This window comes from Micromonospora sp. MA102 (assembly GCF_025460765.1).
GTDB lineage: Bacteria > Actinomycetota > Actinomycetes > Mycobacteriales > Micromonosporaceae > Micromonospora > Micromonospora halotolerans.
Genome location: NZ_JAMWEG010000004.1, coordinates 158,826 through 185,685, shown reverse-complemented (window position 1 = coordinate 185,685; position 26,860 = coordinate 158,826). Strand labels below are relative to the sequence as shown.

Annotated in this window: 20 protein-coding genes; 9 read left to right on the top strand and 11 right to left on the bottom strand. The window is 73.2% G+C overall.

Annotation, left to right across the window (positions count from 1 at the left end):
* Positions 1 to 40 precede the first annotated feature (40 nt).
* Positions 41 to 1,123: a polyprenyl synthetase family protein gene (locus NFX44_RS10660; protein ID WP_262283338.1), complete on the top strand. Its 1,083-nt coding sequence runs from the start codon at positions 41 to 43 to the stop codon at positions 1,121 to 1,123.
* Between the two features lie 108 nt (positions 1,124 to 1,231).
* On the opposite strand, the gene NFX44_RS10655 is transcribed toward NFX44_RS10660, so the two are convergent.
* Positions 1,232 to 2,425: an MFS transporter gene (locus tag NFX44_RS10655; protein ID WP_262283337.1), complete on the bottom strand. Its 1,194-nt coding sequence runs from the start codon at positions 2,423 to 2,425 to the stop codon at positions 1,232 to 1,234.
* A 154-nt stretch (positions 2,426 to 2,579) separates the two neighbouring features.
* On the opposite strand from NFX44_RS10655, the gene NFX44_RS10650 reads away from it, so the two are divergent.
* The 3 genes from NFX44_RS10650 (at position 2,580) to NFX44_RS10640 (ending at position 4,748) form a co-directional block, all read left to right on the top strand.
* On the top strand, positions 2,580 to 3,362 hold the full coding sequence (locus NFX44_RS10650) for an IclR family transcriptional regulator (RefSeq protein ID WP_262283336.1): 783 nt from the start codon (positions 2,580 to 2,582) through the stop codon (positions 3,360 to 3,362).
* Positions 3,363 to 3,525: 163 nt separating this feature from the next.
* On the top strand, positions 3,526 to 4,041 hold the full coding sequence (locus NFX44_RS10645; protein ID WP_151461344.1) for a sigma-70 family RNA polymerase sigma factor: 516 nt from the start codon (positions 3,526 to 3,528) through the stop codon (positions 4,039 to 4,041).
* Complete coding sequence (locus tag NFX44_RS10640) at positions 4,038 to 4,748, top strand: anti-sigma factor (RefSeq protein ID WP_262283335.1); 711 nt, start codon at positions 4,038 to 4,040, stop codon at positions 4,746 to 4,748. Before NFX44_RS10645 ends, NFX44_RS10640 begins: the two co-directional genes overlap by 4 nt.
* Positions 4,749 to 4,755: 7 nt before the next feature.
* On the opposite strand, the gene rarD is transcribed toward NFX44_RS10640, so the two are convergent.
* The 4 genes from rarD to eccE all read right to left on the bottom strand — a co-directional run bounded on the left by rarD (position 4,756) and on the right by eccE (position 8,412).
* Positions 4,756 to 5,679, bottom strand: coding sequence for an EamA family transporter RarD (gene rarD, locus NFX44_RS10635; RefSeq protein ID WP_262283334.1), 924 nt, complete (start codon positions 5,677 to 5,679; stop codon positions 4,756 to 4,758).
* A complete protein-coding gene (locus NFX44_RS10630; RefSeq protein ID WP_262283333.1) occupies positions 5,676 to 6,164 on the bottom strand; it encodes a GNAT family N-acetyltransferase in 489 nt (162 codons plus the stop codon). Before NFX44_RS10630 ends, rarD begins: the two co-directional genes overlap by 4 nt.
* A gap of 95 nt (positions 6,165 to 6,259) precedes the next feature.
* Positions 6,260 to 6,646 carry a phage holin family protein gene (locus NFX44_RS10625; protein WP_151461348.1) on the bottom strand — a complete coding sequence of 129 codons (387 nt, stop codon included), beginning with the start codon at positions 6,644 to 6,646 and terminating at the stop codon, positions 6,260 to 6,262.
* 47 nt (positions 6,647 to 6,693) lie between these two features.
* Positions 6,694 to 8,412: a type VII secretion protein EccE gene (eccE, locus tag NFX44_RS10620; RefSeq protein WP_262283567.1), complete on the bottom strand. Its 1,719-nt coding sequence runs from the start codon at positions 8,410 to 8,412 to the stop codon at positions 6,694 to 6,696.
* Positions 8,413 to 8,733: 321 nt separating this feature from the next.
* On the opposite strand from eccE, the gene NFX44_RS10615 reads away from it, so the two are divergent.
* Both NFX44_RS10615 and NFX44_RS10610 read left to right on the top strand, forming a co-directional pair.
* Positions 8,734 to 9,051, top strand: a complete 318-nt coding sequence (locus NFX44_RS10615) for a WXG100 family type VII secretion target (RefSeq protein ID WP_262283332.1) — start codon at positions 8,734 to 8,736, stop codon at positions 9,049 to 9,051.
* A gap of 16 nt (positions 9,052 to 9,067) precedes the next feature.
* The gene (locus tag NFX44_RS10610) at positions 9,068 to 9,361 is read left to right on the top strand and encodes a WXG100 family type VII secretion target (RefSeq protein WP_262283331.1); all 294 of its coding nucleotides are present in this window, start codon (positions 9,068 to 9,070) and stop codon (positions 9,359 to 9,361) included.
* A gap of 112 nt (positions 9,362 to 9,473) precedes the next feature.
* Here NFX44_RS10610 and mycP read toward each other — a convergent pair whose 3' ends face one another.
* Positions 9,474 to 10,679 carry a type VII secretion-associated serine protease mycosin gene (gene mycP / locus NFX44_RS10605; protein ID WP_262283330.1) on the bottom strand — a complete coding sequence of 402 codons (1,206 nt, stop codon included), beginning with the start codon at positions 10,677 to 10,679 and terminating at the stop codon, positions 9,474 to 9,476.
* 153 nt (positions 10,680 to 10,832) lie between these two features.
* Between mycP and NFX44_RS10600 the strand changes: the two genes are divergently transcribed.
* Both NFX44_RS10600 and NFX44_RS10595 read left to right on the top strand, forming a co-directional pair.
* Complete coding sequence (locus tag NFX44_RS10600) at positions 10,833 to 13,994, top strand: SseB family protein (RefSeq protein WP_262283329.1); 3,162 nt, start codon at positions 10,833 to 10,835, stop codon at positions 13,992 to 13,994.
* Positions 13,991 to 14,356, top strand: a complete 366-nt coding sequence (locus tag NFX44_RS10595; RefSeq protein WP_262283328.1) for a hypothetical protein — start codon at positions 13,991 to 13,993, stop codon at positions 14,354 to 14,356. The genes NFX44_RS10600 and NFX44_RS10595 overlap by 4 nt, the downstream gene beginning before the upstream one ends.
* A 1-nt stretch (position 14,357) precedes the next feature.
* Here NFX44_RS10595 and NFX44_RS10590 read toward each other — a convergent pair whose 3' ends face one another.
* The 5 genes from NFX44_RS10590 to acs all read right to left on the bottom strand — a co-directional run bounded on the left by NFX44_RS10590 (position 14,358) and on the right by acs (position 25,865).
* A complete protein-coding gene (locus NFX44_RS10590; RefSeq protein ID WP_262283327.1) occupies positions 14,358 to 15,290 on the bottom strand; it encodes an alpha/beta fold hydrolase in 933 nt (310 codons plus the stop codon).
* A gap of 169 nt (positions 15,291 to 15,459) precedes the next feature.
* Positions 15,460 to 17,880: an immune inhibitor A gene (locus NFX44_RS10585; protein ID WP_262283566.1), complete on the bottom strand. Its 2,421-nt coding sequence runs from the start codon at positions 17,878 to 17,880 to the stop codon at positions 15,460 to 15,462.
* Between the two features lie 285 nt (positions 17,881 to 18,165).
* A complete protein-coding gene (locus NFX44_RS10580; RefSeq protein ID WP_262283326.1) occupies positions 18,166 to 20,469 on the bottom strand; it encodes an immune inhibitor A in 2,304 nt (767 codons plus the stop codon).
* 374 nt (positions 20,470 to 20,843) lie between these two features.
* On the bottom strand, positions 20,844 to 23,636 hold the full coding sequence (locus tag NFX44_RS10575; protein WP_262283325.1) for an immune inhibitor A: 2,793 nt from the start codon (positions 23,634 to 23,636) through the stop codon (positions 20,844 to 20,846).
* A 240-nt stretch (positions 23,637 to 23,876) separates the two neighbouring features.
* On the bottom strand, positions 23,877 to 25,865 hold the full coding sequence (gene acs / locus NFX44_RS10570) for an acetate--CoA ligase (RefSeq protein ID WP_262283324.1): 1,989 nt from the start codon (positions 25,863 to 25,865) through the stop codon (positions 23,877 to 23,879).
* Positions 25,866 to 26,112: 247 nt separating this feature from the next.
* Here acs and NFX44_RS10565 point away from each other — a divergent pair, with 247 nt between their 5' ends.
* Positions 26,113 to 26,859 (top strand): oxidoreductase, encoded by a 747-nt coding sequence (locus NFX44_RS10565; protein ID WP_262283323.1) that lies wholly within the window; start codon positions 26,113 to 26,115, stop codon positions 26,857 to 26,859.
* The last annotated feature ends 1 nt before the right edge of the window (position 26,860 follow it).

The following is a 26,860-nucleotide window of genomic DNA, read 5'->3' as shown; positions in this document are numbered from 1 at the left end:
GTCCGTATCCCCCTCGCTGGGCAGGTCGAACGGGTGTGGCATGGTTGATGGCGTGGTGATTCCGGCTGGCGAGCGTTCAGGTGCCACCGGGCCGGGCGGTCGTCCGGGCCCGGAGAGCACGGGTCAGTTCGGCGCGCTCGGACTGCACCTCGCCGATCCACGCGTCGAGGCGTCCGTGCTGGGCCTCCTGGATCGGGTCGAAACCCACCTGCGCGCCAGCGTGGCCAGCGCCGACCCGCTCGTCACCGAGGCGGCCCGGCACCTGGTCGAGGCCGGCGGCAAGCGGTTCCGCCCGCTGCTCGTGGCGCTCGGCGCCCAGTTCGGCGATCCGGACGCCGCGAACGTCGTCCCCGCCGCCGTGGTGATGGAGCTCACCCACCTGGCGACGCTCTACCACGACGACGTCATGGACGAGGCGGTCGTGCGCCGGGGTGCCCCGAGCGCCAACTCCCGCTGGACCAACTCGGTCGCCATCCTGGTGGGCGACTACCTCTTCGCCCGGGCCGCGGACATCTCGGCCGACCTGGGCCCGGAGGCTGTCCGCCTCCAGGCGCGCACCTTCGCCCGGCTGGTGCACGGGCAGATCGCCGAGACGGTCGGCCCGCGCGGCACCGACCCGGTCGCGCACTACCTGCACGTGATCGCCGAGAAGACCGGCTCGCTGATCGCCACCTCGACCCGCTTCGGCGGCATGTTCGGCGGGGCGTCCGCCGAGCACGTCGAGGCGCTGGCCGGCTACGGCGAGGTCATCGGGGTGGCCTTCCAGCTCTCCGACGACCTGCTGGACATCGCCAGCGAGTCGATGCAGTCGGGCAAGACGCCCGGCACCGACCTGCGCGAGGGCGTGCCGACCCTGCCGGTGCTCTACGCGCTCGCCTCCGACGACTCCGACGCGGCCAGCGTCCGCCTGCGGGAGATCCTGGCCACCGGGCCGCTGGTCGACGACGCGCTGCACGCCGAGGCCCTCGGCCTGCTCCGCGAGTCCCCGGCGCTCAAGCGCGCCCGGGAGACCGTCCGCAGCTACGCCGAGGACGCCCGCGCCCACCTCGCCCCGCTCCCCGAGGGCCCGGCCCGCCGCGCCCTCGAATCCCTCTGCGACTACATCGCCGACCGCACCAGCTGACGACCCCGACCCCAGGACCACCCCCTGGGCGCCCGCCCGCCGCCCCCGAGGCGTTGATCATGAAGTTGTCGCCACGACACGCCGTGTCCGATGGCAACAACTTCATGATCAACGGGAGGCGGCCGGGGAGCGGGACAGGAGGCGGGCACCCGCCAGCATGAAGGCGGCGGCCAGGAGCATGGCGGCCGCCGCGGTGCCCCACATCGCCGGGTAGCCGAGGGTGTCGGCGATCGTGCCGAGGCCGAGCGGGCCGAGGCAGCCGCCCGCGTACACCCCGGTCTGGGTGATCGAGGTGGCGGCGGCCGGGGCCTGCGGGTGGAGCCGGACCACCGCGAAGTTCATCAGCCCGGGCCAGGCCCAGCCGAGGCCGAAGGCGAGCACCACGCCGGCGACCAGCGGCACCGGGCCGGCCACCGCGAGCAGGACCAGCCCCACGGCGCCCACCACGAGCATCCCGGCGATCAGCGCGACGTGCCCGGTCTCCCGGCGGTCGGCCAGCCAGCCGGCGCCCACCCGGGCCGCCACGCAGACCGCGCTGCCCAGGGTGAGGGTGAGCCCGGCCAGCGCCGGGGACAGCCCCCGACCGGCCGCCGAGTCGACCACGAAGGTGCCCAGCGCGTTCGCCGCGGCGGCCGCCAGGGTCGCCGCCACGCCGACCACCACGAGCGCCGTCGTGGCCCGGGCCGCCGGGCCGGCGGCGGCGGGCCGGACCCGGTCCCGCTCGGCCGGGGGTACGGCCGGCAGCGCGGCCAGCGCCGCGACGGCGGCCACCACGAACGCCCAGCGCCAACCGGCGGTCAGCGCGACGGTCGGCACCGCCGCGCCGGCCAGCAGGGTGGAGACCGGGATGGCGGCCTGCTTCACCCCGAAGGAGAGCCCCTGCCGGTGGGCGGGCACGTGGCGGGCCAGCGCGGCGTTGCTGGCGAGCTGGCCGAGGGCGTTGGCGGCGGCGCTGAGCGCGAGCAGCGCCACCAGCACCGGGTACGAGCGGGCCAGCCCCGCCACGGCCAGCAGCGAGCCGGCGGAGAGCAGGATGCCGGCGCGGGCCACCACGGCCGGCCCGTACCGCTCGACCAGCGCCCCGGAGGGCACCGAGGCGAGGGCGCTGACGCCGAAGTAGACCGAGACGGCCAGGCCCAGCCCGGCGGGGGTGAAGCCGAGGTCGTCGCCCATCTGCACGGCGAGGCCACCGACCAGGAAGACGGGCAGGACGCAGGCGATCGTGGTGGCGATCGCGCCCGCGTTGACCCGGAGGGTACGCCGGGACGCGGGCGGAGCGGGATGCAGCTTTGTTTCGGTCATGGTCCGGCAAACCTACGCCGGCCACGTTTCGGCAGCTGATCGTGTCTGTCGGTGCACTGTCTGTGCCCGGTGATCTGGCATCCTCGATCCGAACAGGCATTTCGCACTCGGCCTGATTTTCATATGGTGTAAGTCCCCGGCGGCGGAGGTGGTTGTGCGTGACCCCTTGGCGGAACCTTCGGACCTGATCCGAAGTGTCTCCCGCGCGCTACGAGTGCTCGAGTCGGTCGGCCGTGCGCCGAAGGGGCTCACCGTCAAGCAGATCGCCCGCCGCTGCGAGCTGACCGTCGCCACCACCTACCACCTGGTGCGCACGCTGGCGTACGAGGGTTACGTGATCCGCCGGGAGGACGGCACGTACATCGTGGGGCTGGAGGTCGCCGACCGCTACCGGGAGCTGGTCACCGCGTTCCGCGGGCCGCCGCCGGTCGGGGAGGCGCTGCGGCGGGCCGCCGCCGACACCGGCTGGAGTCACTACCTGGGCCGGTTCGTGGGCGGCCAGGTGGCGATCACGGCGGTGTCCGAGGGGCCGCGCTCGCCGTACCTGGAGGACCTGGTGCCGGGCTTCGACGAGGGGGCGCACGCCACGGCGCTCGGCAAGAGCCTGCTCGCCACCCTCACGGCCGAACAGCGCTTCCGCTACCTGCGCGAATACGGCATGCGCCCGTTCACCAGCGCCACCCTCACCACCGTTGAGGCGTTCGAGGCCGACCTGGCGGCCGGCGACCGGCGTGGCATGCAGTTGGAGCTGGGGCAGTTCCGGCAGGGAGTGGCCTGCGCGGCGGTGCTGGTCACCCCCGACAAGGACATCGAGCGCCGGGTCGTGCTGGCCTGCGCGCTGCCGGCCAGCGAGATGATGACCTCCGCCCGGGTGGTCCGGGCCAAGCTGCTCACGGTCGCCCGCGCGGTCGCCGACGGCATCGCCGCGGACACCTGAGATCCGGCGCGGCCTGAGGGTCCCTTCCCGACCGGGCGGGGACCGTTGCGGCCGCACGTGCACACGTGCGGCGTGAGCTGGGGCTGAACCGTTCGGCGTCACGGCACGTATCAAGGGGCGAACGCATCGCCGGTTTCCCCGCCGCCGGAAGCGAGGTACCGCCATCAGTGACCACGACGCCCAACTGCTGCGCGCGCTGCACGACGAGCATGCCGACGCGCTCTTCGCGCACGCCCTCCGGCTGGTCAACGGCGACCGGTCGCGCGCCGAGGACCTGGTGCAGGAGACGCTGCTCCGGGCCTGGCGGCACCCCGAGTCGCTGGACCCGCGGCGTGGCTCCGTCCGCGCCTGGCTCTTCACCACCGCCCGGAACCTGGCCATCGACGCCTGGCGCCGGCGGTCCACCCGGGTCGGCGAGGTCTACACCGACGAGCTGCCCGAACCCGCCGAGACGGTCGACGAGACGGAGCGCGCGGTGGAGGCGTGGACCGTGGCAGAGGCGCTGAACCGGCTGAGCACCACCCATCGCGAGGTGCTGGTGGAGTGCTTCTACCAGGGGCGGTCGGTGGCGGAGGCGGCCGCCCGGCTCGGGGTGCCGCCGGGCACGGTGAAGTCGCGGACCCACTACGCGCTGCGCTCACTACGGTTGGTGCTGGCCGAAATGGGGGTGACCGGATGACCCGCTGCGAGTTCGAGCACGACGACGGCGCGTACGTCCTGGGCGCCCTCGCCCCCGCCGACCGGGCCGCCTACGAGCGGCACCTCGGCGGTTGCGCGTCCTGCCGGGAGGCGGTGGCCGAGATCGCGGTGCTGCCCGGCCTGCTGGGCCGGCTCGACCCGGCGGGGCTGGAGCAGTTCCTGCCGTCCGCCACCGAGACGTCCCGGGTGCCCGCGCTGCTCGACGCCGCGCGGGACCGCCGGCGTCGAGAGCGGTCCCGGTCCCGCCGCCGGTACGCGCTGACCGCGCTCGCCGCGGCCGCGCTCGCGGTGCTGGCCGGCGTCGGGGTGTCCCTGGTCCGCCCGCCGGCCGCCCCGCCGCCGACGGCCACGGCCACCGCCCCGGCGCCGGTGACCATGACGGCCATGCGGCCGGTCGCCGGTGCGGTGCCGCTGCACGCCGAGGTCGGCCTGACCGACAAGAGGTGGGGCACCGAGGTCACCATGCGCTGCGGGTACGACCAGCGCGCCGGTCACCGGGAGGCGTACACCTTCCGGCTGGTGGCGCACGGCCCGGACGGTGCGACGGAGCAGGTCGGCACCTGGCTGGCCGCGCCCGGCGACAACGTCCGGGTGGTGGGCGCCACCCACTTCACCCACGGAGAGCTGGTGCGGCTCGAACTGGTGCGCGCCGACGGCACCCCGGTCCTCGCCTTCGACGCCCGCTGAGGCGCGGTCAGCCGGCCTCGGCGGGCACCAGGGCGGCGGCCCGCGCCCGCGCGCGGGTCCGGCGGGTGTGGCGGACGGCATCCACGGTGAACACCACGAGGGCGACCCAGACCAGGCCGAACCCGGCCAGCCGGGCCGGCGGCATGGGCTCGTGGAAGACCAGCACGCCGCAGCCGAGCTGGAGGATCGGCGCCAGGTACTGCAACATGCCCAGCCCGGTCAGCGGCAGGCGGTTGGCCGCCCCGGCGAAGAGCAGCAGCGGGATCGCGGTGGCCGCGCCGGCCAGCACCAGCAGCGCGGTGTGCCCGGCCGAGCCGTGCCCGAAGGTCGCCTCGCCCTGCCGGCCCAGCCAGCCGAGGTACGCCAGCGCGGGCAGGGCCAGCACCGCCGACTCGACGAACAGCCCCTCCGCGGCGGGCAGCCCGAGCCGCTTCTTGACCAGCCCGTACCCGGCGAAGCTGAAGGCCAGCACGAGGGCCAGCCACGGCAGCCGGCCGTAGTCGACGGTCAGCACCGCCACCGCGAGGCCACCCACGCCGAGCGCCGCCCACTGCGCCGGGCGCAGCCGCTCGCGCAGCACGAAGACCCCGATCAGCACCACGACCAGGGGGTTGATGAAGTAGCCGAGGGCCGTCTCCACCACCCGGTCGGAGTTCACCCCGTAGATGTAGGTGCCCCAGTTGACCGCGATGAGCGCGGCGGCGGCCGCGATGGCGGCCAGCGCGCGGGGCCGGCGGGCCAGCGCCCGCAGGAAACCGATGTTGCGCATCACGGCCAGCAGCAGCGCCACGAAGACCACCGACCAGACGATCCGGTGCGCGAGGATCTCCACCGGGCCGGCCGGGCGGAGCAGCTTCAGGTAGATCGGGAAGAAACCCCAGATCAGGTACGCGCCAAAGCCGTAGAGGTAGCCGAGACGGGTCTGGTTCACGCCTCCACCGTAAGTGGTGAAGCGGCGCTTTGCTCCTTTCCGGTGAGCCGGGTCACGCGCTGGTCGTACTTCATCCAGCGGTCCGGCTCGACCGGCGTGAAGCCGACCTTCGCGTAGACCCCGTGCGCGTCGGCGGTGGCCAGCACGATCCGGCGTACGCCCCACTCGGCGAGGTGGTCGCGGGCCGCGCCGGCCAGCCAGGTGCCCAGCCCTCGGCCGCGCTCGGCCCGGTCGACGTAGACGTCGCAGAGCCAGGCGAAGGTCGCCCGGTCGGTGACCACCCGGGCCACCGCCACCTGGCGCCCGTCCCCGGGCCGGTAGACGCCGAAGCCGATCGACCCGGCGAAGGCCCGCGCGACGGTGTCCCGGTCCCGCCCGAGCGCCCAGTACGCGTCGGTGGAGAGCCAGTGGTGCACCCGGTCCAGGTCGAGCCGGTCCGGATCGGTGGTGAGCAGGTAGCCGTCGGGGTGGGTCAGAGTGAACACCCCTCCGACCCTAGCTGCGGCCCCGGCGGCCCTCACCAGCCAATTCCCGCCCACTGGACCGGGCCGGCGGGCGGGAATCGACGGGTGGTGCGGGCTCAGTCGCGGTCGAGGACGGCGCCCAGGATCCAGGTCACGATGCCGACGAAGAGCGCGCCCAGCACCGCGGCCGGCCAGAAGCCGTCCACATGGAACGGCAGCCCGGCCTCACCGGCGATCCAGCTGGTGAGCAGGAACAGCAGACCGTTGACCACCAGCGCGATCAGACCGAGGGTCAGCAGGTAGAAACCGCAGCCGACGGTCTTGATGATCGGCTGGAGCACCGCGTTGACCACACCGAAGATCACCGCGACGAGCACCAGCGTGGTCACCGTCTCGGTGGCCGAATCCGAGTCCAGCGTGATGCCCGGAATGAGCAGCGTGGCCAACCAGAACGCCACGGCCGTCGTGCCCAGCCGGATCAGAAGACCCTTCAGAAAATCCATGGCCGGGATCGTGCCACGCCGCGTCGACTCGCGGAACCCGTGCCGGCTCAGTGGCGGGCCGGGCGACCGACCAGTTGCGACTCGATCGGCGTCGGCGAGAGCAGCGCCCACCGCAGCGCCCGCCGGTTCACCACCGCCACCATGTCGTCCCGGATCCGGGTCAGCCACTCCGCCGAGCCGCCCAGGCCGAGCGCCGCGCCGGCCAGCGCCGCCTCGCCGACGTCGAGCGGTTGCAGGATCGCCAGGTCCGCGCGGGCCAGCGCGGCGGTGTCGGCCGGGGTCAGCTCGTCGCGGACCACGAGGACGGACTGCCAGGGCGCCGCCGGGCCGACCTCCGGCGGCACCGGGCCCGCGTCGACCACCAGCAGCAGGGGGCGCAGCGGGGAGCCGGGTGCGCCGCCGACCGGCCGCCCCGGCGGGACCAGCGGCACCGCGCCCCCGGGCGCGCCGACCCCGCGGACGAAGGGCTCCCAGACGCGGGGCCGCGCCGTCTGCACCGCCACCCGCGCGCCGAGCGCCAGCGCCCGCAGGGTCAGCAGCTGGGCCGCGCGCACCCCACCCACCAGCACCAGCCGCGTCGTCGTGGGGCGGAACAGGCGTACGGTCACCGCGCCGCCGTGCCGGTTGGCCCCCACCATCAACCCGGACCCGCCGAGGGCGAACTCCATTGCGGCCAGCTCGGGCCCGACCGGCGGTGCGTCCGGCCGGGCCACCGCCAGCGGCAGGGTGGCGGCCAGCCCGCTCAGGTGCTCGCCGTCCAGCCGGCGCAGCTCGGCACCGAGGTCCCCGGCGAGCCGGCGCAGCGCCCGTTCGGCCACCGACAGCTCCGCGGTGGTGTGGGCGGCGAGGCGTACGGTCAGCTCGGCCGGTGTCGGAGCCGGGTCGGCGCCGGACCGCGGGCCCACGCAGAGCGAGACGGTGGTGGCGGTCGCCGGCAGCGCCAGCAGCCGGGGCACCAGCCGCCGTGCCGCGTCGGTGCGCGGGTCCGGCCAGCGGTGCAGCCGCCAGGTGGTCTGCGACAGCCCGCCCACGGTCACGGCCGGCCAGCTCTCCCGGACCGGCGCCCCGGCGTCGTGGTGTGCCAGTTCGGCCACCACGCGCAGCGCGGCGGGCCCACCGAGGGGGCGACCGGTGAGCGGGCCGAGCCGGCGCACGATCCGCCGGACCGTGCCGGAGAGCGCCCGGCGCAGCTCGTCGTCGGACCAACCGTCGGCCCGGAGCGCCCGGACGGCCAGCACCACCCGGGCCCGGGCCGCCAGCCGCCCGTCGGTGAGCTGCCGGTACGAGGTGCCGGCCGTGCCCGTCCCGGCGGCGGGCGCCGGCGCGGGCGACGCGGAGAACAGCAGCTGGATCCGGACCGGCGGGCTCTCCGGCCCCGCCGGGGGCAGCAGGCCGAGCGGCGGCGGCAGCTCCCGCGCGCCGTCGCCGAGCAGGTCGTCCGGGTCGCCGATCTCCAGCAGCGCGGTCATCCCGGCGGCGTCCTCCAGCACCGCCGCCGGGCCGCCGGCCAGCTCGGCCGCGTGCACCACCGCGCCGGGGCGGGCCAGCTCCAGCAGCGCCGCCGGCCCGGCGGTGGCCGGGAGGGCGCGCCGCCGGGTCAGGTGGGCCGCGCCGACGGCGAGCCACTCGAACAGCCAGCGGCCCCGGAGCCGCACCCAGGCGGCGGGCAGCAGCACCGCCGCCAGCAGCAGGGCGGCCGCGGTCGCCAGCACGCCCCGGCCCACGGCTGCGACCAGCGCGGCCACCGCCACCTGCGCCGTCACCACCTGCCCGGCCCGGACGGTCGAGGCCGGGCGGCGGGTCCGGTGTGGAGGGTCGGCGGACGCCGGCCGGACGGTGGTCGCGGTCACCGCACCTCCTCCGCCCGTTCGCCGGGTGACGCCGCCGTGGCTCATCGTAGAGCTTCGCCGTCCACAGGGGAGCCCGGAGGGGTAGCAGAACCGGAGTCGGACGGCTACCGTCAGCGACGAGTTCCGCCGAGCGCGCCGGCCGTCCCCTTCCCCCCTTCTCCGGTGGTGCGCTCCGGCGAGTCCACGGTGGTCGTTCCGGCGGCCAGCCACGACCGAGGAGACGAGGTGACGTCCGGGGTGTCCCAGACTCAGGCAGAAGCCGCGGTGATGCAGCACACCGCCGCGAAGTTCGAGCAGGTAGACCAGTCGTTGCAGACCATGCTCAGCGGCCTCATGGCCGAGCTGGAGGTGTTGCAGCAGGCCTGGCGGGGCGCCGGTGGGCGCTCCTTCGAGCAGGTCAAGCAGCAGTGGGCGCAGGACCAGAAGGCCCTGCAGCGGGCGCTGCGGGAGACCGCGACGGCGATCCGCACCGCCGGCCGGCACTACGACGTGTCCGACACCGAGGCCGCCGGCCGCGTGGCGGGCACCAACCGCGGCATCCAGCTGCCCCTCTGACCGGAAGGACCGATCGATGGACCACGGTGTGCTGGTCGTCAACTTCGCCGCCCTGCAACAGGCCGGCGCCGACATCCAGAGGGCGCTGACCACCCTCGAGAGCCAGCTCGGGCAGCTCGAACGCGACGCCGCCCCGCTGGTCGGGAGCTGGTCCGGTGAGGCGCGCGAGGCGTACGAGCAGCGGCAGGCCCGCTGGCGGGCCGCCTCGCAGGACCTCCAGGCCATGCTGCGCGACATCAAGCTGGCCGTGGAGGACTCCGCGGCCGACTACCTCGACACCGAGAAGCGCAACGTCAATCTGTTCCAGTGACCGCCGGGGGCGGCACGGGCTCCGGCCCGCGCCGCCCCTTCGCTGTCCGCCGGCAGGCCGCAGCGGCGGCGCGGGTCAGGCCGGGCCGGCCGGGTGCCCGCGGCGGCGCGGGTCAGGCCGGGCCGGCCGGGCGCCAGCGGCGGCGCGCCCCCCGGGGCAGCACCACGGCGAACAGCACCACCGCCAGGGCCGTGGCACCGGTCGCGGCGGCCGCCAGCAGCGCCCGGGTCCGGGCCGAGGTGCGGCGGGCCTCCCGGGCCAGCTCCGCCGGGTCCGGCCGGTCGACCGGCAACGCGGCCCCGGCCCGGGGGCGAGCCGCCGCGACGACCGGTGACTCGGTCACCGCACGGTACGGGTTCAGCACCCCGGCGCCGTAGCCGTCCTCCCGCCCCGGGGCCGGGTCGGCGCCGGCCACGATCCGCCGGGCGATCTCCGCCGCGCCCAGCTCGGGGTGATACTGCCGGAGCAGCGCCGCCGTGGCGGCCACGAAGGGCGCCGCGTAGCTCGTCCCCTCCGCCCGGTGGTGGCCCTGCCGGGGTGCCGCCATCAGCACGTCGCTGCCCGGGGCGACCAGGTCGACGTACGGGCCGGTCTGGGAGAAGGCGGCCCGGGTGCCGTCCACCCCGATCGCACCCACCCCGAGCACCCCGTCGTACGCGGCCGGGTACGGCCTGGGGTCACCGCTGTCGTGCAGGTTGCCGGCGGCGGCCACCACCACCACGTCCCGCCGCACCGCGTAGGCGACCGCCGCTCGGACGGCGGGACTGTCCGCGTACAGCACGACGGAGAGGTTGACCACGTCGGCGTCGTGGTCCACCGCCCACCGGATGGCCCGGGCGAAGTCGGCGGCCCCGACCGTACGCCCCGACTCCCGCCCGTCGACGACCTGCTGTTCGCTGACGCGTACGGGGAGGATGCGGGTACCCGGGGCGAGCCCCCGGAAGGCCACGCCCGGCCGGGGCGCGGCGGCGATCAGGCTCGCCACGCCGGTGCCGTGCCCGGCGCAGTCGCGGGTGCCGTCGCCGCCCGGGTCGAGGAAGTCGGCGCCGTCGAGGACCCGGCCGGTGAGCTGCGGGTGGGACCGGTCCACCCCCGAGTCGACCACCGCGACCACCACACCGGCGCCGGTGGCGAGCGGGGCGAGCCGGTCCGGCGCGTACCGTTGCTGCGGCCACGGTTGCTCCGCGACGGGACGGGCCGGCGCGGGCGGTGCGGCGCAGGCCGAGGGCGCGCGGGCCGAGGCCGGGGCGGCCGGCAACCCGACGACGAGGAAGGCGGCCAGGACGGCCAGGGCCGGGCGCGCGGTGGGCCGGGACATCGACGGCCTCCGTATCGTGTCGACTCCGGAACGGGATGTTAGCGCCTTGCCGGCGCCCCGGCCGACCGCCGCCAACCAGGCATTTGTGATCTTGTTACCACCTTGTAGGTTGTAGGCGATGCCTGTGGCCTGTTCGCGGAAGGAGAGGTGGCCGTGACCGGATGGGAACCGGCCACCGAGGCCGAGGTGGCGATGCGCGATGCGCTGCGCGCACAGGACCAGCAGCTCTACTTCCGCATTCTGACCCGCCTGGAGCTGTTCCTGCCGGTCGCCGCGGAGACGCTCCCCGGGCAGGGCCCGGCGGGCTGGGGCACCTGGACGACCGGCGGCCGCACGCACGTGCTGGCCTTCACGTCCGCCGCCGCGCTGCGCGCCTGCCTGGGCGACAACGCCGGCGCCACCCGCCGCCTCCCCTACGCCGACCTGGCCGCCGACTGGCCCAACCACGAGTGGTGGCTCGCGGTCAACCCCGGCCTGCCGATCGAGGGCTACCTGCCGGCCTGGTTCGTCGCGCAACTCGCCCGGGGTGACGTCCGGCTGCCGGGCCGGACCATGGGCGCCCGGGCCCGCCTGGAGCGGGTGGAGAGCGCCACCCGGGCCGCCCGCGGTGGCCCGTCCGCAGCGGGCCGGGACGTCCCGCCGCCGGCGCCCGGCGGGCGGACCCCGCCCGAGCCGGTCCGCGCCGGACGCGGTTCGGCCGTCCCCGAGCCGGCGACCGTCCCGATCCCCACCGTGCCCGCCCCGAGCACCCGGCCCGCCGTCCCCGAGCCGGCCACCCCGCCGCCGTCCCTCCACCCCGACCCGGCCACCCCGCCGCCGGCCCTCCGGCCCGAACCGGCGAACGGCCGGTCGACCCGCCCGTTCGGCCGCCGTACGCCCGACGACGCGCGGCCCGCGGGTCCGGCCGCCGCCGATCCGGGCCTGGACAACCTCGCCGGCTGGCTCACCGACCTGCGCCGGCGCCCCGACGAGTCCGACCCGTTCGCCGACACCGGCCGCTCCGGGCCGGCCAACGCTGGGCCGGCCGAGCCCGCGCCGCCACCCGCCCGGTCCTTCTTCGAGCCCACCCCGGGCCGCTCGCCCCGGCGGCCCTCGCCGCTCGACACACCGCGCCACGGCGGGGACCGGGCCGTACCGCCCTCCCGGTTCGCCGGCGGCGGCCAGCCTTTCCCGCGCCGGCGCCCGCTGAACGAGCCGGTGCCGGAGGAGCCGACCCAGGCGTTCCGGGTGGACTCCGCCGAACCGGCGCCGGCCCACCGGCCGGCGGAACCGGGCCGGCCGTTCCGCCCCGCCGCCCCGCCCGCCGAGACCACCCAGGCGCTGCCCCGCCGGCACGCGGTCGCCGGCGACGGACCGGGCCCGGACGAGCGCACCCCACCGATCCCCGGCCCGGGCGGCCTCGCGGAGGCCGAGGAGCTTCCGCCATCCATCGCCGAGCCGGTGTCCAGCCCGCCCGCGCCGCGTCGGGGCTTCACCCCGATCGTCATCGAGGGCACCGTCATCGAGTCCCGCGACCTGACCGTGCCGTCCCCGCCTCCCACCGTCGGTGCGCCGCCCGAGCCGTACACGGTGCCCGCGGCGGCGGCCGCGATGGCGGCTGCGGCGCCGGCCGCCTCCGGGACCGACGGTGGCCCCACGGTGCCCTGGGCCGGGCCCACCGACCCCACCCTGCCGCTGACGGTCGATCCGCCCGCCTCGCCCGCCCCCGGCCGTGTCGCCACCGCGCCCGCCGATCTGGGGGAGCGGCCGTTCGGAGCGCCGGGCGAGCCGACCGTGCCGATGTTCGGCCCGGCGGGGCCGAGCCCGGCGGACGACCCGCGCCCGTCACTGTTCACCCCCGCCGGCCCGGGCGACGATGCCGGCGCGCCGCCGGACGAGCGGACGGTGCCGCTGGAGGCGCCGTACGCTCCGGCGGCGTCCTCGCCGGACCGGGTCGCGCCGGCGGACGAGGCGACCACGTCGCTGTTCGCGCCGACCTCCCCGGCGCCCGAACCGACCACCACGCTGTTCGCGCCGACCTCCCCGGCGCCCGAGCCGACCACCACGCTGTTCGCGCCGACCTCACCCCCGGCTGAGCCGACCACGTCGGCGTTCCCGCCGGCCGAGCCGGCCGCCTCGCTGTTCGAGCCGACCGCGCCGGCCGCCACCGGCGAGCCGGCGCCGCCGGTGTTCGCGCCGACCACCGCCGACGACCCGATGACCTCGGTGTTCGCGCCGACCGCGGCGGAGGAGCCGACCACGTCGGTGTTCGCGCCGACGGCCGCCGCCGGGCCCGTGTCGACGGAGAAGGCGGCGGTTGGCATCCCGTCCCCGGCGGGCGACACGGGCCGCACCGCGGAGGCCGACTTCGTGCCGGCGAACGAGGTGGAGGAGGAACTGCTGACCGCGGCCGGCAGCGGCAGCACCGACGGCTTCCTCACCACGCTGCTGCTGGCCCGGGTGCTGCTGCCGGTCGCACCCGAATCGGCGGCGGGCAGCCGTCCGGGGGACGCCGGCTTCGTCTGGCGTACGGAGCAGATCGACGGCGGGACCTACGTGGTCGTCCACACCTCCGCCGAACGCCTGGCGGATCGGGCCGGCGGTCCGGTCGAGACGGTACGGGTCAAGTTCGTCCAGCTCATCCGCCGGTGGCCGGACGTGAGCTGGTCGTTCGCCGTGAACCCGGGCACGCCGGTCGGGGCGACGTATCCGGGGGAGCAGGTTCTCGCGCTCGCCAACTGGGCCGCCGAGGTGGGGTTGGGCGACGATCCCGAGACCGAGCCGGAGCCGCCTGCCACCGCACCGGCGCCGGCGGCCGAATCCCGGCCGGCCCCGCCGCCGGTGGACCCGACGCGGCCGGTGGCCATGCAGAAGGCGATCGCACCGAGCCAGCTGGCCTACTACCTGGAGCGGGGCTACGACCGGGTCTCCGGCTTCGTGCACCGGGCCAGCGAACTGGCCCACCTCGGCACCCCGGCCGAGCTGTACGACGCGCTCGGCCTCGGCCATCCCGGCTCGCCGTTCTCCCGGGACGCCGAGGAGATCTACGTGCTCCGCTGGCCGGCCTACCGGCCGAGCCTCTACCGCATCCCGTACGGCGGGCAGCACGAGGCCGCGATGCGAGCCATGGAGGGCTGGGTCATCGAGCGGCCGCCGTTCCGCGGCAACGGCTTCGCGCCGGGGGAGAGCAGCGACGTGGTCGCCGAGTTCAAGGTGGACAGCGCCCGGCTGCCGCACGGCGCCGAGCTGTGGCGGATCGACGCGGATCGCAGCGAGCGGGTGGTCGCCGTGCTCGACACCGACGCGCTGCTCTGGGTCAAGGCGGACGACGCGTGACCCGCGACGGCTACGTGGCCCGCTGGCGGGGCCGGGAGTACCAGGCCAGCCCGGACGGCGGTGACGTCCGCCTGTACCAGCCGGAACCGGGCGAGGGCTTCACCGAGGTGCGCCCCGGCCGGCACGTCCGGGTGGTGCCGGCGGCCGAGGTCGAGAACCTGGCGTACGTGCGGACCACCTGCACCTGGCAGGGGCAGCCGTTCATCGTGCTCGCCGAGCACGACGGGTGGCTGCGGGTGGAGTACACGGGCGGCCGCTGGCCGGTGGCCCAGAAGATGGGGCTGGAGGCCTTCGACTTCGGCGTCTACCAGGGCTGGGCGCCCGCCAGCGAGGTGACCGACCTGCGCGAGCAGCGGGTCTGAGTCAGGATTTCGTCCACCGCAGGATCTCGCCGAGCACCAGGTCCCGGGCCTCCACGTGGGGGAAGTGGCCCACGCCGTCGAGGAGCCGCCACTCGTAGGGGGCGGTGACGTAGCGGCCGGAGCCCTGGGCGGTGCGGGGCAGCGAGGCCCGGTCGAGCGCGCCGTGCAGCTGCAAGGTCGGGGTGACCAGCGGTTTCTGCATGAGCCGGACGAACCGGTAGCCGTGCAGGCGCAGCACCGACCGGAACGCCCAGCGGTAGCCCTCCATGGCGCAGAACGCCGCCTGCGGGATCTGCATGGCCACCCGGCAGCAGCGGGCGTACGCGTCGAAGTCGGGCCCGTTCACCCAGCGCGGCCCGCCCCAGCGGCGCAGCATCGCCTCCACCTCGGCGGCGTCGTCGCGGGTCAGCACGTGCTCGTAGCGGGGGAGCTGGAACTTCAGCGTGGGAGTGGACGCGGTGAACTGGCCGCGCGGGTCGGCGAAGAGGGCGGCCCGCAGCCGGAGTGGGTGCGGTGCGGCAAGCACCACGAGCCGCCGGACCAGGGTGGGGTGGAAGGAGGCGGCGGTCCAGGCGACGAGGCCGCCTGCGCCGCTGCCGACCAGAGTGGCCGACCGTTCACCGAGGGCGCGGATCAGCCCGGCCACGTCGGCGGCGAGGGTGTAGCCGTCGTACCCCCGGGGTGGCTTGTCGCTCGCGCCGTAGCCGCGCAGGTCGACCGCTACCGCACGGAAGCCGGCGTCGGCGACGGCCGGCAGCATCTCGCGCCAGGCGTACCAGTATTCGGGGAAGCCGTGCAGGAAGAGCACCACGGGGCCGGTGCCGGCCTCGACGACGTGGAACCGGCTGCCGTTGGCGCCCACGAACCGGTGCGTCCACGGCCCCTCGGGGAGCACGCAGGACTCGTCGGCGGGTCCGCCACGCTGGTCGGTCATGGGGCACAGCCTAGGGCCGGCACCGCGCAGGCAGCCCCGCAGGTGCGGAGGATCAGGGGATTCTCCGGGACATCGCCGGACCGGCCGTGGGCGGCCCGGGTGCCGGAAAGGGCGATGCCCGGGCAGGTGACCTGCCCGGGCATCGCGGGGTGTAGCGGTGATCAGCGGCTCAGGAGAAGCGGACCTTCATCGAGGTGCCGTCCTGCTTGAGAACCTTGATCTTGACGCCGGTGGCCGGGAGCTTGACGCCGTGGTTCGGCAGCTCCGGGTACCAGTACTGGTCGGTGTCGTCGAACAGCGGCTGCGCGGCCTGGCCACGGATGTACTGCGGCTGGCTGTTGATGTGCAGCGTGAACGAGTCGGCCTTCTTGAGGCTGAACGGCGCGTCGTAGACCTGGACGCGGGCCCGCCACGGGGCGCCGGTCAGGTTGTAGATCGGCCGCGGGTGGGCGTCGATGTAGAGGTTGCGACCCTCACCCGGGTGCTCGAAGGTGTCGTTGTCCGCGTACCGGAGGTTCCAGTACGAGATCAGCAGACCCTCCTGGTACGCGTAGTGGTCCACCCAGTCCGGGCGGGTGTTCGCGTAGCCGAAGTAGTACGGGCCGGTCTTCAGGTACTTGTCGTACGAGACGTACGACCGGTTGCCCGCGATGTAGTAGTTGTCGAAGAGCCGGGTGTAGCTCTCGCCGGTGATGCTCCAGCCGGCGAGCGCCCAGTCGCCGGCACCGGTCTCGGCGCCGTCGCTGAGCAGGGTCTGGCCGTCGGCGGTCACCGTGATGGCGTCACCGAAGAAGCCGCCCGAGGCCACGCCACCGTCGGTGACGTAGTGGAAGCGGAACTGCGCGACCTTGCCGGCCACCGCGTCCATCGGGATGTTGATGTCCACCCACTTGCCCGCGCTGCTGCCGGTGAGGCCCGGCGTCGGGTCGGTGTTGGACACCGGCGGGATCGGCTTGCCGTTGACCGTGCCGTTCAGCGCGGCCCAGGTCTTGCCGCCGTCCGTCGACGCCTCGAAGAAGAGGTAGTCGTAGCCGGTCTCGATGTTGAAGCGGCCCTTCATGGACAGCGACGCCGAGGTCTTCCCGGTGAAGTCCAACGTCCTGGTCATGGTGTTGTTCAGGTCGTCGTCGTTACCGGAGAAGTACTGCTTGGTGCCCTCGAACGGAGCGCCGTACTGGAAGGTGTACTCCCGCTGTGGCAGCACCACGACCGCGGCCTGCGCCTTCTTGGAGTTGTACTCCTCCGGGCCCAGGTCCAGGTCGCGCTTCTGCCCGGCCTTGATCACCTCGTAGTCGAGCCAGCCGAGCTGGAGCTTGTTCCAGGCGCCGAGGTCGCCACCGCGCTCGCCGATGCCCTCGTCGTTCTTGCCACCGAGCCGGCTCTGGGCCATCAGGGTCCAGTGCTCGTTGTTGTTGTCGCCGCCGTTGATGTTGTTGTAGTCGTCCGGCAGGCCCAGGTCGTGGCCGTACTCGTGGTAGAAGACGCTACGGCCACCGTTTTCCGGCTGGATCGTGTAGTCGCGGATCCAGATGCCGGTGTTGCCGATCTGGGTGCCGCCGATCGGGAAGTTCGGCGGACCCACGCGGGAGGTGTTGTACGCCGCCCAGCGGTGGCTCCAGATGGCGTCCTCACCCTGGTGCGGGTCACCGTCGGCCTGGTCGCCGCCGGAGTGGACGATCTGGAAGTGGTCGATGTAGCCGTCCGGCTCGTTGAAGTTGCCGTCGCCGTCGTAGTCGAACCGGTCCCACTGGTCGAACGACTGCATGTCGGCCTTGATCTGGGCGTCGGTGCGGCCCTTGGCCTTCTGGTCGGCGACCCACTGGTTGGCGGCGTCGCGGATCAGGTCCCAGGTGTTCGGGCAGACGTTGTCCGCGCAGACCGCCGGGTCGCCCGTCGGGTCGTCGTCGGCCTTCGGGTCGTCCGAGCGGCCGTACCGGGCGGCGTTGTACTTGACCTTCACCCAGTCGGTGACCGTGCCGTCGACGGTGTAGCGGCCGGACGACTGGGCCTCGTAGTACTGCTTGAGCGACTCGTCGCCCGGGTTGGTGCCGAAGTACAGCTGCCGGAAGTGCTCGGCGCTGTAGTCGGCCTGCCAGACGGTGGAGTTGTCCACCGCCCGGTTGGGCTGCGGGATCTCGTTGTGCTGCGGACCGTCGTACCCGGTGGGACCCGCGATGTCCGGGTTGATGTCCTTGTCCGGGTAGGCCGGGTCGCGGTCGTCGCCGAACTCGGCGAGGATCACGAAGATCTTGTCGGTCCGCTCCCGGGCCAGCTCGACGTACTGGTCCTTCTTGCCCGCCTTGGCGGTCCGGGCGCCGGCCGCCGCCGCCGCGCCGCCGGCGGTCTCGCCGACCTTGACGACGGTGCTGCCGTTGATCTTCTGGGCCTTGGCCCGGCCGGACAGGACCTCGCTGAGGCCCTCCTGGCGGAGTGCCCGCCGCTTGTCCTCGAGCTTGTCCGGCAGATCGTGAGGGGCCTGCGGCTCGGCGGCCGCCGGAGCGGCAGTCGGCAGCTTCGGCGTCGGCGCGGCGCTGGCGGCAGTGCCGGCCACCAATCCCGTCGCCGTCAGCGAAAGCCCGAGCAGACCCACTGCGACTTTGCGCACGTGGTACCTCCGGTGTGAGGGAACCGGCCCAACGGGGGTACGGGCCGGTGGAACGTCCCACAAGTGGGACCACTGGTGAAGATAAACACTCCCGTGACGCGTGGGAAGACACACGCGTCGATTTGTAGCAACTTTTTGACGGGAACGCTCCGCACCGTCACATCAGAATCGGTCGATCGGCTGTCATGAGCTGGGGCGAAAGGCTTCGGGGTACGCGAAAGGGGCCGCCGGCGTCACCGCCGACGGCCCCTCCCTTGTGGTGCTACCCGATCAGTTGCTGATCTTGACGACCATGTCGCTGGTCGGGGTGGTGCCCTGCTTCAGGATCTCGATCTTGGTGCCGGTGCCGGCGACCTTCACCGAGTTCCACGGGTTGTTGCTGTTCCAGTACTTGTTGACCCCGCTGTCGCTGAACACCGGCGTCGGGTCGAGCTTCGGCACGGTGACCGCCACGTCGCTCAGGTGGAAGGTCTGCGCCGGCTTGGCGTACAGGCTGAAGGTGCCGTCGTAGCCGTTGCGCCGGTTGGTGATGGTGCCGACGCCGCCGACCTGGATCTTGCCCGGCCGAACGTCGACCGGCAGGTTCAAACCGTAGCCCGGGTGCGCCGACGTGTTGTTGTCGCCGTACGCGTAGTTCACGTACCAGACCAGCATGCCCGGCTGGACGGAGAACCGCTCCACCCAGTTCGGACGGCTGGCGAACCCGTAGTTGTACCCACCGGTCCGCAGCGTGTCGTCGTAACCGAAGTAGGTCCGGTTCTCGGCGATGTAGAAGCGGGGGTAGGAGTCGGTCACGGAGCCGCCCATCCGGGTCCAGCCCTTGGCGGTCCACTCCGCGGCCAGGGTCTCCGCGTCGTCGGTCCAGGCGACCGTGCCGTTCTTGGTCAGCGAGACGTTGTCCAGGAACGGGCCGGCCAGGTGCACGCCGCCGTCGGTGGCGTAGCGGTAGCGGAACGTCACGCTCTTGCCGGCGTACGCCGACAGGTCGTAGGTCAGGTCGACCCAGTTGCCGCTGGTGGAGCCGTCGACACCGGTCTCACCGGCGTCGATCAGCGAGTTGGACAGGGCGGCCCAGGTGGCGCCGCCGTCGGTCGACACCTCGGCGTAGAGGTAGTCGTAGTCCTCCTCGATGTCCCACTGGGCCTTCGCGGTGATCGACGCGGACGTCGCGCCGGTCAGGTCCAGGGTGCGGGTCAGCGAGGAGTTCAGGTCGTCCGCGCTGCCGCCCCACCACTCGTACGACCCGCCGAACGGCGTGTTGTAGTTCGTGGTCTGGGTCTGCGCGGGCAGGTTCACCACGACCGCCTGGGCCTTCGGCCCGTCGCTGTCGCCCGCCGGGCCGAGGGTCACCTGGGTGGTGCCCGAGCCGTAGTCGACGGTCGAGTGGTTCAGCCAGCCGAGGAAGAGCTTCGACCACGGGTCCATGTAGCCCGGGGTCGAGCCGATGTCGTCGGTGCCGTGGCTCAGCCACGAACCCGAGGACATGAGGCTCCAGAAGCCGACGCCGTTGTCGCCACCCGCGGTGTCGTACAGGTCCGGCAGACCGAGGTCGTGACCGTACTCGTGGGCGAAGACGCCGAGGCCGCCGTTCTCCGGCTCCGTGGTGTAGTCACGGATCCAGAGCCCGGTGTCGCCGATCTGGACGCCACCGGCCAGGTTGCCGGCGGGGCCGGCCTTGCCCTCGAGGTTGGGGAACGCCGCCCAGCGGTGCGACCAGATGGCGTCCTCGCCCTCGGCGCCGCCGCCGGCCTCCTCGCCCTCACCGGCGTGCACCGCCTGGAAGTGGTCGATGTAGCCGTCGGGCTCGTTGAAGTTGCCGTCGCCGTCGAAGTCGTACCGGTCCCAGACGTCGAACTGCTTCAGGTAGTCCTTGATCTCCTGCGGCGTCTTGCCGGCCTTCGCCTGGGTGTCATACCAGGACGTGGCGGTGTCCTTGATGAAGTTCCAGTAGCCGTCGGCCTCGGAGATGTTGTTGCTGCCGTACCGCGCCTCGTTGAACGGGACGGTGATCCAGTCGCTGACGTCGCCGCCAACGGTGTACCGGCCACCCGACTGCTTGAGGTAGAAGTCCCGGAACGACTCGCCCTCACCGTAGAACATGTCCATGTAGTGCTCGCGGTGGAAGTCGGAGCGCCACAGGGTGCTGTTGTCGTCGGTGGAGCTGCCGTCCCAGTTGCGGTCCGGCTCGGGGATCTGGTTGACCACCGGGCCGGCAGCTCCACCGGTGCGGGGGTCGGTCTTGTCGCCGAAGTTGACCAGCATCGTGAAGATCGGATCGGTCTTCGGGGCCTGCTGGTACTCGACGAAGAGGTCGTCCTTGACCTGGATGACCTTCGAGCCGTTGCGCGTCTGAAGCTTGGCCTTGCCCGTCAGCAGGTCGGAGATCGCCTGCTTCCGGAGCTCCCGGTTCTGGTCCGCCTTCGCGTCCGGGAGGTTGTCCTTGCCGTGCTTCGCCTTCTCGACGCCGGGGGTGGGCTCCGCGGCCGGGGCGGCGGACGCCGGCGTCGTGACGACACCGGCTGCCAGCAGTGCGGCCGCAGCCGAGGCCAGGCCCACTGTGACTCGTCTCCTCAAAGGTCCTCCTCCTTTGTGGATCTGTTACATGACAGAGGCAGCCAAAGCCATCACTGTCATGTCATGCGTCACTCACAATGGCAGGTGTTTGCATCGTTGTCACCGGTCAATCACCCGATGATTCGGCTTCTTTTCCTGGTCAAATCGGGGCGAAAGCGTCCAGCGATCGACTGCCGGTTCACATTACGTTTCGGCCACGATCACCTAGCGTGACGGCGATTATGAGGTCCCCAAAGGGGAGCGCAACGGCGCGGGAAAATGTCACACGACCGCAGCGAAAAACTGTCCGCGCGTAAGAAGGGCGGGGCCCGTCCGGAGCAGTGTGCTCCAGACGGGCCCCGCCGTGGTGTTCCGACGCGCCTCGGCGTGTCAGGTCACGGTTTCGGTGGGGTCACCCACACCATGGCGTACGCGTTGTCCCGGGCCGCCCACTTGATGGTGATCGAGACGCCGTACGCGACGCCCGAGTCACGCGGGTTGCCGGTGCCCAGCACGATGGCCCCGCCGCCGAGCGTCGAACCGTAGTAGTCCGTCGCCGGCGTGCCGTCCGGGTTGACCACCCGGGTCGTGTACTGCGCGTTGCCCTTCGACGGGACGACCACCGAGGCGTCGTTGTCCCGGGCGTACGCGGAGCCGTCCCGGATCTCGATGCCCGGGTACCACCCCTTGGCGTCGGTGAATCCCTTCACCGGCGCCTGCGCGGGGAACTTCGTGCAGTACTCGCTGTACGGCTCGTCCGCCGCCTCCAGGCACTCCCGGAAGGGGTACGTCGGCTTCAGGGTGAAGGCCGCGTTGGACGACTGCGGGCGGCTGGGCAGGTTGTCCAGCACCGACGGGTCCTTGACGGCCGCCTCGCCCTTGCGGCGCAGCGGGTCGTTGTGCGAGTCGACGATCAGCAGACCGCCCTTGGCCCCGTAGCTGGGCAGCGCGGTCATCTGCGCGGTGACGTGGTTGACGTCGCCCAGCTCGGTGTCCCGGTACCAGACCAGCATGCCCGGGGCGTTGTACGCGATCCGGTCGACCTTCCACGCCTCGTGCGAGTAGACCGTGTCGTACGCGTACTTCAGGCCCTTGTCGAAGCCGTCGAAGTTGCGCCACTCGGCCAGGTAGTAGTGCGCCTTGACCTGGGTGCCCGAGTCGACGTGCCAGCCCGCGCCGGTGGTGTCGGTGAAGGTGCCAACGGTCTGGGTCCAGCCGTTGGCGCCGCCCTCGACGTCATCGCTCCACGTGGTGGCGCCGCCGCCGGTGACCGAGAGGTCGTCGACGAACCAGCCGCGCTCCTGGAACGCCTCGTCGGTGGCGTACCGCAGCCGGACCTGGACGGTCTGGCCGGCGTACGACGACAGGTCGACGTAGTCGTGCCGCCAGCCGCCGGTGGTGCCGGTCAGGCCGTACTTCTTGTTGCCGAAGTCGACCATCCGCCCGTTCGGGTCGGCGTAGCCGTCGTCGGTGGTGACGAGCTTGCCGGTGTCGTCGTACACCTTCCGCTCGGTCCAGGTGTTGCCGCCGTCGGTGGACACCTCGACGAAGCCGTAGTCCCAGTCGGCCTCGATGACGTAGTTGTTCCACATCCAGAACTTCGCGTCCGCGGCGTTCGGGACGGTCACCGTCCGGCTCAGCTTGACGTCCGCCCAGGCCTGGTCGGCGCCGGAGTACCACATGTTGGCGCCGCTGTGCGGTTGCGCGAGCGTGATCACCTTGTCCGGCAGGTCGATCTTGATGCCGTCCTCGGTGCCGACCGGCGTCCGCGACGTCTGGCCGAGCTTGACCAGCCGCGAGTGGTCACCTGCGCTGACCTCCAGCGGGTCGGCCCAGCCGAGCACCCACTTGTCCCAGAGGCCCATGTGGGTCGGCAGCGCCTGGAAGATCTCGCCAGTGTGCGAGCCCGAGGCCATCAGGTCCCAGAAGTCGACGTCCGAGTCGGCGTTGCCGGAGGTGTCGTAGAGGTCCGGCAGGCCGAGGTCGTGGCCGAACTCGTGGGCGAACACGCCCACACCCGCGTCCTCCGGCTGCACGATGTAGTTCGACACCTTCAGGTTGGTGCCGGGGATCGTGTAGCCGCCGGCCACGGTCGAGGAGTGCGCCCACACCGAGTAGACGCCCACGTCGCCGCCGCCGCGGGACTTGCCCTGGTTGGCGTGCACCAGCACCAGGTGGTCGATCACGCCGTCCGGCTCGTGGACGTTGCCGTCGCCGTCCCGGTCGCTCTGGTCCTCGATGTCGTAGTCGGCCCACGGGAAGCTCGGGTCCGCGGCCGCCAGCGCGTCGATGGCGTCGGTGGCCAGCCGGCCCGCGCCCTGCGGGTTGTCCGGGTGGCCGTTCATCGACTGCTCACGCCCGGCGACCCAGTTGCCGTTCTCGTCCTGGAAGCAGCGGGAGGCCGCGTACCAGCCCTCCGAGTGCGGCACCGTTATCCACGGGCTCGCCTGCCCGTCCACGGTGTACGCGCCCTTGGACATCTCCAGGTACATGTTGTGCATGGTCCGCCCGGCGAGGCTGATGCCCGGCTTGCCGTCCGGTCCCTTGAGGTCCTTGCGGACCCGCTCGGTGATGCCCGTCTTGGTGTAGAGCATCTTGTCGTAGTGGGCCGGCGAGAAGTCCGGCACCCACATCGAGTTGTTGTCCTTGTGCGGCAGCGTGGCCGGGTTGGGGATCGTGTTGTGCCGCGGCCCGTTCTGGACCGTGCCCGGGACGCAGGTCCGGTCCTCGAAGACGGTCCTGGGGACCATCACGTTGGTGAAGTCGTCGTTCGCCTTGTCGTTGAACTCGACCAGCAGGGTCAGCAGCTTGGCGGTCTGGGTGCTCTTGGCCTGCTTGATCCGGCGCGGGCTCTGGCCCGTCCGGATCGCCTTGGCCTCCACCCGGGCCAGCTCCCGCGCGGCGACGGGGTTGCCGGCGGCGTACTTGCGGTCGTAGGCCCGGGCCTCGTCCGCCGCCGAGGTGAAGACGCCGTCCCGGCCCTTGATCTCCTTGCCGCCGGTGTCCGGCTGCACCTCGGGCTCGGCGTAGTTGATGTAGTACTCGTCCGCTCCGACGCTGACCGGCGCGGGGCCGGACGTCTGGGCGGCCGCGCTGCCCGTCACGGTCAGCGACGTGGCGGCGAGGGCGATGGCGGGCAGCGCGACGAGTAGGCGTCGGCGTGACCCGTTCCGTGGAAATGTGTGCATGCCACTCCGTTCGTGGGGCATGAGGGGAGAGAGCCGGCCGACCGGCCGTCGCAGTGACGTCCGTCTAATCCAGCCGATGCGGCTGAACCTAGATGAGAACGGTCCCCCGCCGACAGGGGTGCACTGCCCCTCTGGCCGTTCAGCCCGCCGCCCCTCCACCGAACTTCCGAGGCGTGGCCGGAAAACGACGATGGGTGACGGCCCGTCCGGACCGTCACCCATCTCGCGGTACGCCTGCCGTCAGTCCTCGTCGGACTTGCCGCCACCCATGCCGGAGGAGATCAGGTCCATCACCGAGGAGTCCTGGAGCGTGGTGACGTCGCCGAGCGAACGGTTCTCCGCGACGTCGCGCAGCAGCCGGCGCATGATCTTGCCGGAGCGGGTCTTCGGCAGCTCGGGCACCAGCATGATCTGCCGCGGCTTGGCGATCGGGCCGAGCGTCTTCGCCACGTGGTTGCGCAGGTCGGCGATGAGCTGCTCACCGGCCTCGCCGGAGATGTCGGTGCTGCCGCGCGGGATGGCGAACGCCACGATCGCCTGGCCGGTGGTCGGGTCGGTGGCGCCGACCACCGCCGCCTCGGCCACCGACGGGTGGCTGACCAGCGCCGACTCCACCTCGGTGGTGGAGATGTTGTGGCCGGACACCAGCATGACGTCGTCGACCCGGCCGAGCAGCCAGATGTGCCCGTCGTCGTCCTTCTTCGCGCCGTCGCCGGCGAAGTAGACCCAGTCGTCGCCGTTGTTGGCCCCGGCGCCGAAGCGCGACCAGTAGGTCTCGATGAAGCGGTTGTCGTCGCCCCAGATGGTGCGCAGCATCGACGGCCACGGCTCCCGGAGCACCAGGTAGCCGCCACCGCCGTTGGGCACCGACTGGCCCTGGTCGTCCACCACGTCGGCCACGATGCCGGGCAGCGCCGTCATCGCCGAGCCGGGCTTGGCCTCGGTGACGCCCGGCAGCGGGGAGATCATGATCGCGCCGGTCTCGGTCTGCCACCAGGTGTCCACGATGGGCAGCTCGCCCCGCCCCACGTGCTGCCGGTACCAGATCCACGCCTCCGGGTTGATCGGCTCCCCGACGCTGCCGAGCAGGCGCAGCGAGGAGAGGTCGTAACCGGCGGGGATGTCCTCGCCCCACTTCATCATGGTGCGGATCAGGGTGGGCGCGGTGTACAGGAGGGTCACCTTGTACTTGTCGACGATCTCCCAGAACCGGCCCTTGTGCGGGGTGTCCGGGGTGCCCTCGTACATGACCTGGGTGGCGCCGTTGGAGAGCGGGCCGTAGACGATGTAGGAGTGCCCGGTGACCCAGCCGATGTCGGCGGTGCACCAGTAGACGTCGGTCTCCGGCTTGAGGTCGAAGACCGCGTGCGTGGTGTACGACGCCTGGGTGAGGTAGCCGCCGGTGGTGTGCAGGATGCCCTTCGGCCGGGCCGTGGTGCCGCTGGTGTAGAGGATGTAGAGCGGGTGCTCGGCGTCGAACGGCTGCGCGGTGTGCTCCGGCGACGCCGTCTCCACCGTCTCGTGCCACCAGTGGTCCTTCGCCGACCAGGCGACCTCCTCGCCGGTGCGGCGGACCACCAGCACGTGCTCCACCGACGGGCAGTTCGCCACCGCCTCGTCGACGGTCGGCTTGAGCGCGGACGGCTTGCCCCGCCGGAAGCCGCCGTCCGCGGTGATCACCACCTTGGCGCTGGCGTCCTGGATCCGGTTGGTCAGCGCGTCGGCCGAGAAGCCGCCGAAGACCACGCTGTGCGTGGCGCCGATCCGCGCGCAGGCGAGCATCGCCACCGCGGCCTCGGGAATCATCGGCAGGTAGATCGCGACCCGGTCGCCGGCCGTGACGCCCAGCTCGGTCAGCGCGTTCGCCGCCTGGCAGGTGAGCTTGTGCAGGTCCGCGTAGGTGACGGTGCGGGTGTCGCCCGGCTCGCCCTCCCAGTGGATCGCCACCTTGTCGCCGTGGCCGGCCTCCACGTGCCGGTCCAGGCAGTTGTACGCCACGTTGAGCTGACCGCCCACGAACCACTTCGCGAACGGCGCGTTGGACCAGTCGAGTACCTGGTCCCACTGCCGGGTCCAGTGCAGCCGCCCGGCCTGGCGCTCCCAGAAGGCGAGCCGGTCCTCGGCCGCCTCGGCGTACGCGTCCGCGGTCACGTTGGCGTTCGCGGCGAGTTCGGCCGGCGGCGGGAACTGGCGCGTCTCGTTCAGCAAGTTGGCCAATGCCTCGCTCATGCGGTGACTCCTTCATCGCGTGACCTGCGTCTCCTACCCGAGAGAGGTTAGTCCGGGCGCGCCCCCCGCCGCGACCGCCCGTCCACCGACCACGCGCCCAGTAGCCCTCCGCGCGCGCCGAGCTGTCCGGAAGGACCCCCGGGTTCCCCTCGCACCGCGGGGTGGTCGGCGGGCGGTGGGCGTGGTGCCGGTCGCGTTCCGGGCGGCTCGCGCTCCGGCGGGGTGCGGGGATCGCTAGCGTGGCGGGGTGACCACCGACCCGCTCGCCCCGCTGCTCGCGCTCGCCGACATCGCGCCCGCCGTCGAACGCGCCCGCGACCGGGTCGACGGGGCCCACCGGCACCGCGCGCTGCGCCGCCAGGGCGGCCAGGTCGCCGCCGAGGTCAGCCTCCGCTCGGCCGTGGCCAGCGCCGCGCTGGAGGGCCGGGTGCACGACCGCGAGGAGGTACGCGCCGGCACGGTCACCGATCCGCTGCTCCAGGGCGCGCTGCGGGTGGCCGGGGCGCTGCCCGGGCTGAGCGAACTGTGGCCGAAGGCGCCGCGCCAGGCCCTGGCCCGGCTGCACGTGCTCGCGGCCCGCGACGTCGTGGCCGAGGCGGAACTGGGCCGCCCGGTGGCCGACCCGGTGGTGGCGGCCCGCCTCGACGGGCTGGCCGGGCTGGTCGCCGGAGGCACGAAGGTGCCGCCGCTGGTGCTGGCCGCCGTGGTGCACGGTGAGCTGCTCAACCTGCGCCCGTTCGCCGGGCCGTCCGGGGTGGTGGCACGCGCCGCCGCCCGGCTCGTGCTGATCTCCACCGGGTTCGACCCGCGGGGTCTGGTCGCCGTGGACGTCGGCCACCGCGAGCGGGAACCTGAGTACGTCGGCGCAGCCGGCGCCTTCGCCACCGGCACCCCGGACGGGCTGCGCTCCTGGCTGCGCCACTACATGGCGGCCGTGGAGGTCGGCGCGGACCAGATCACGCTCATCGGCGACGAGATCCTCGCCGCGTCCTGAT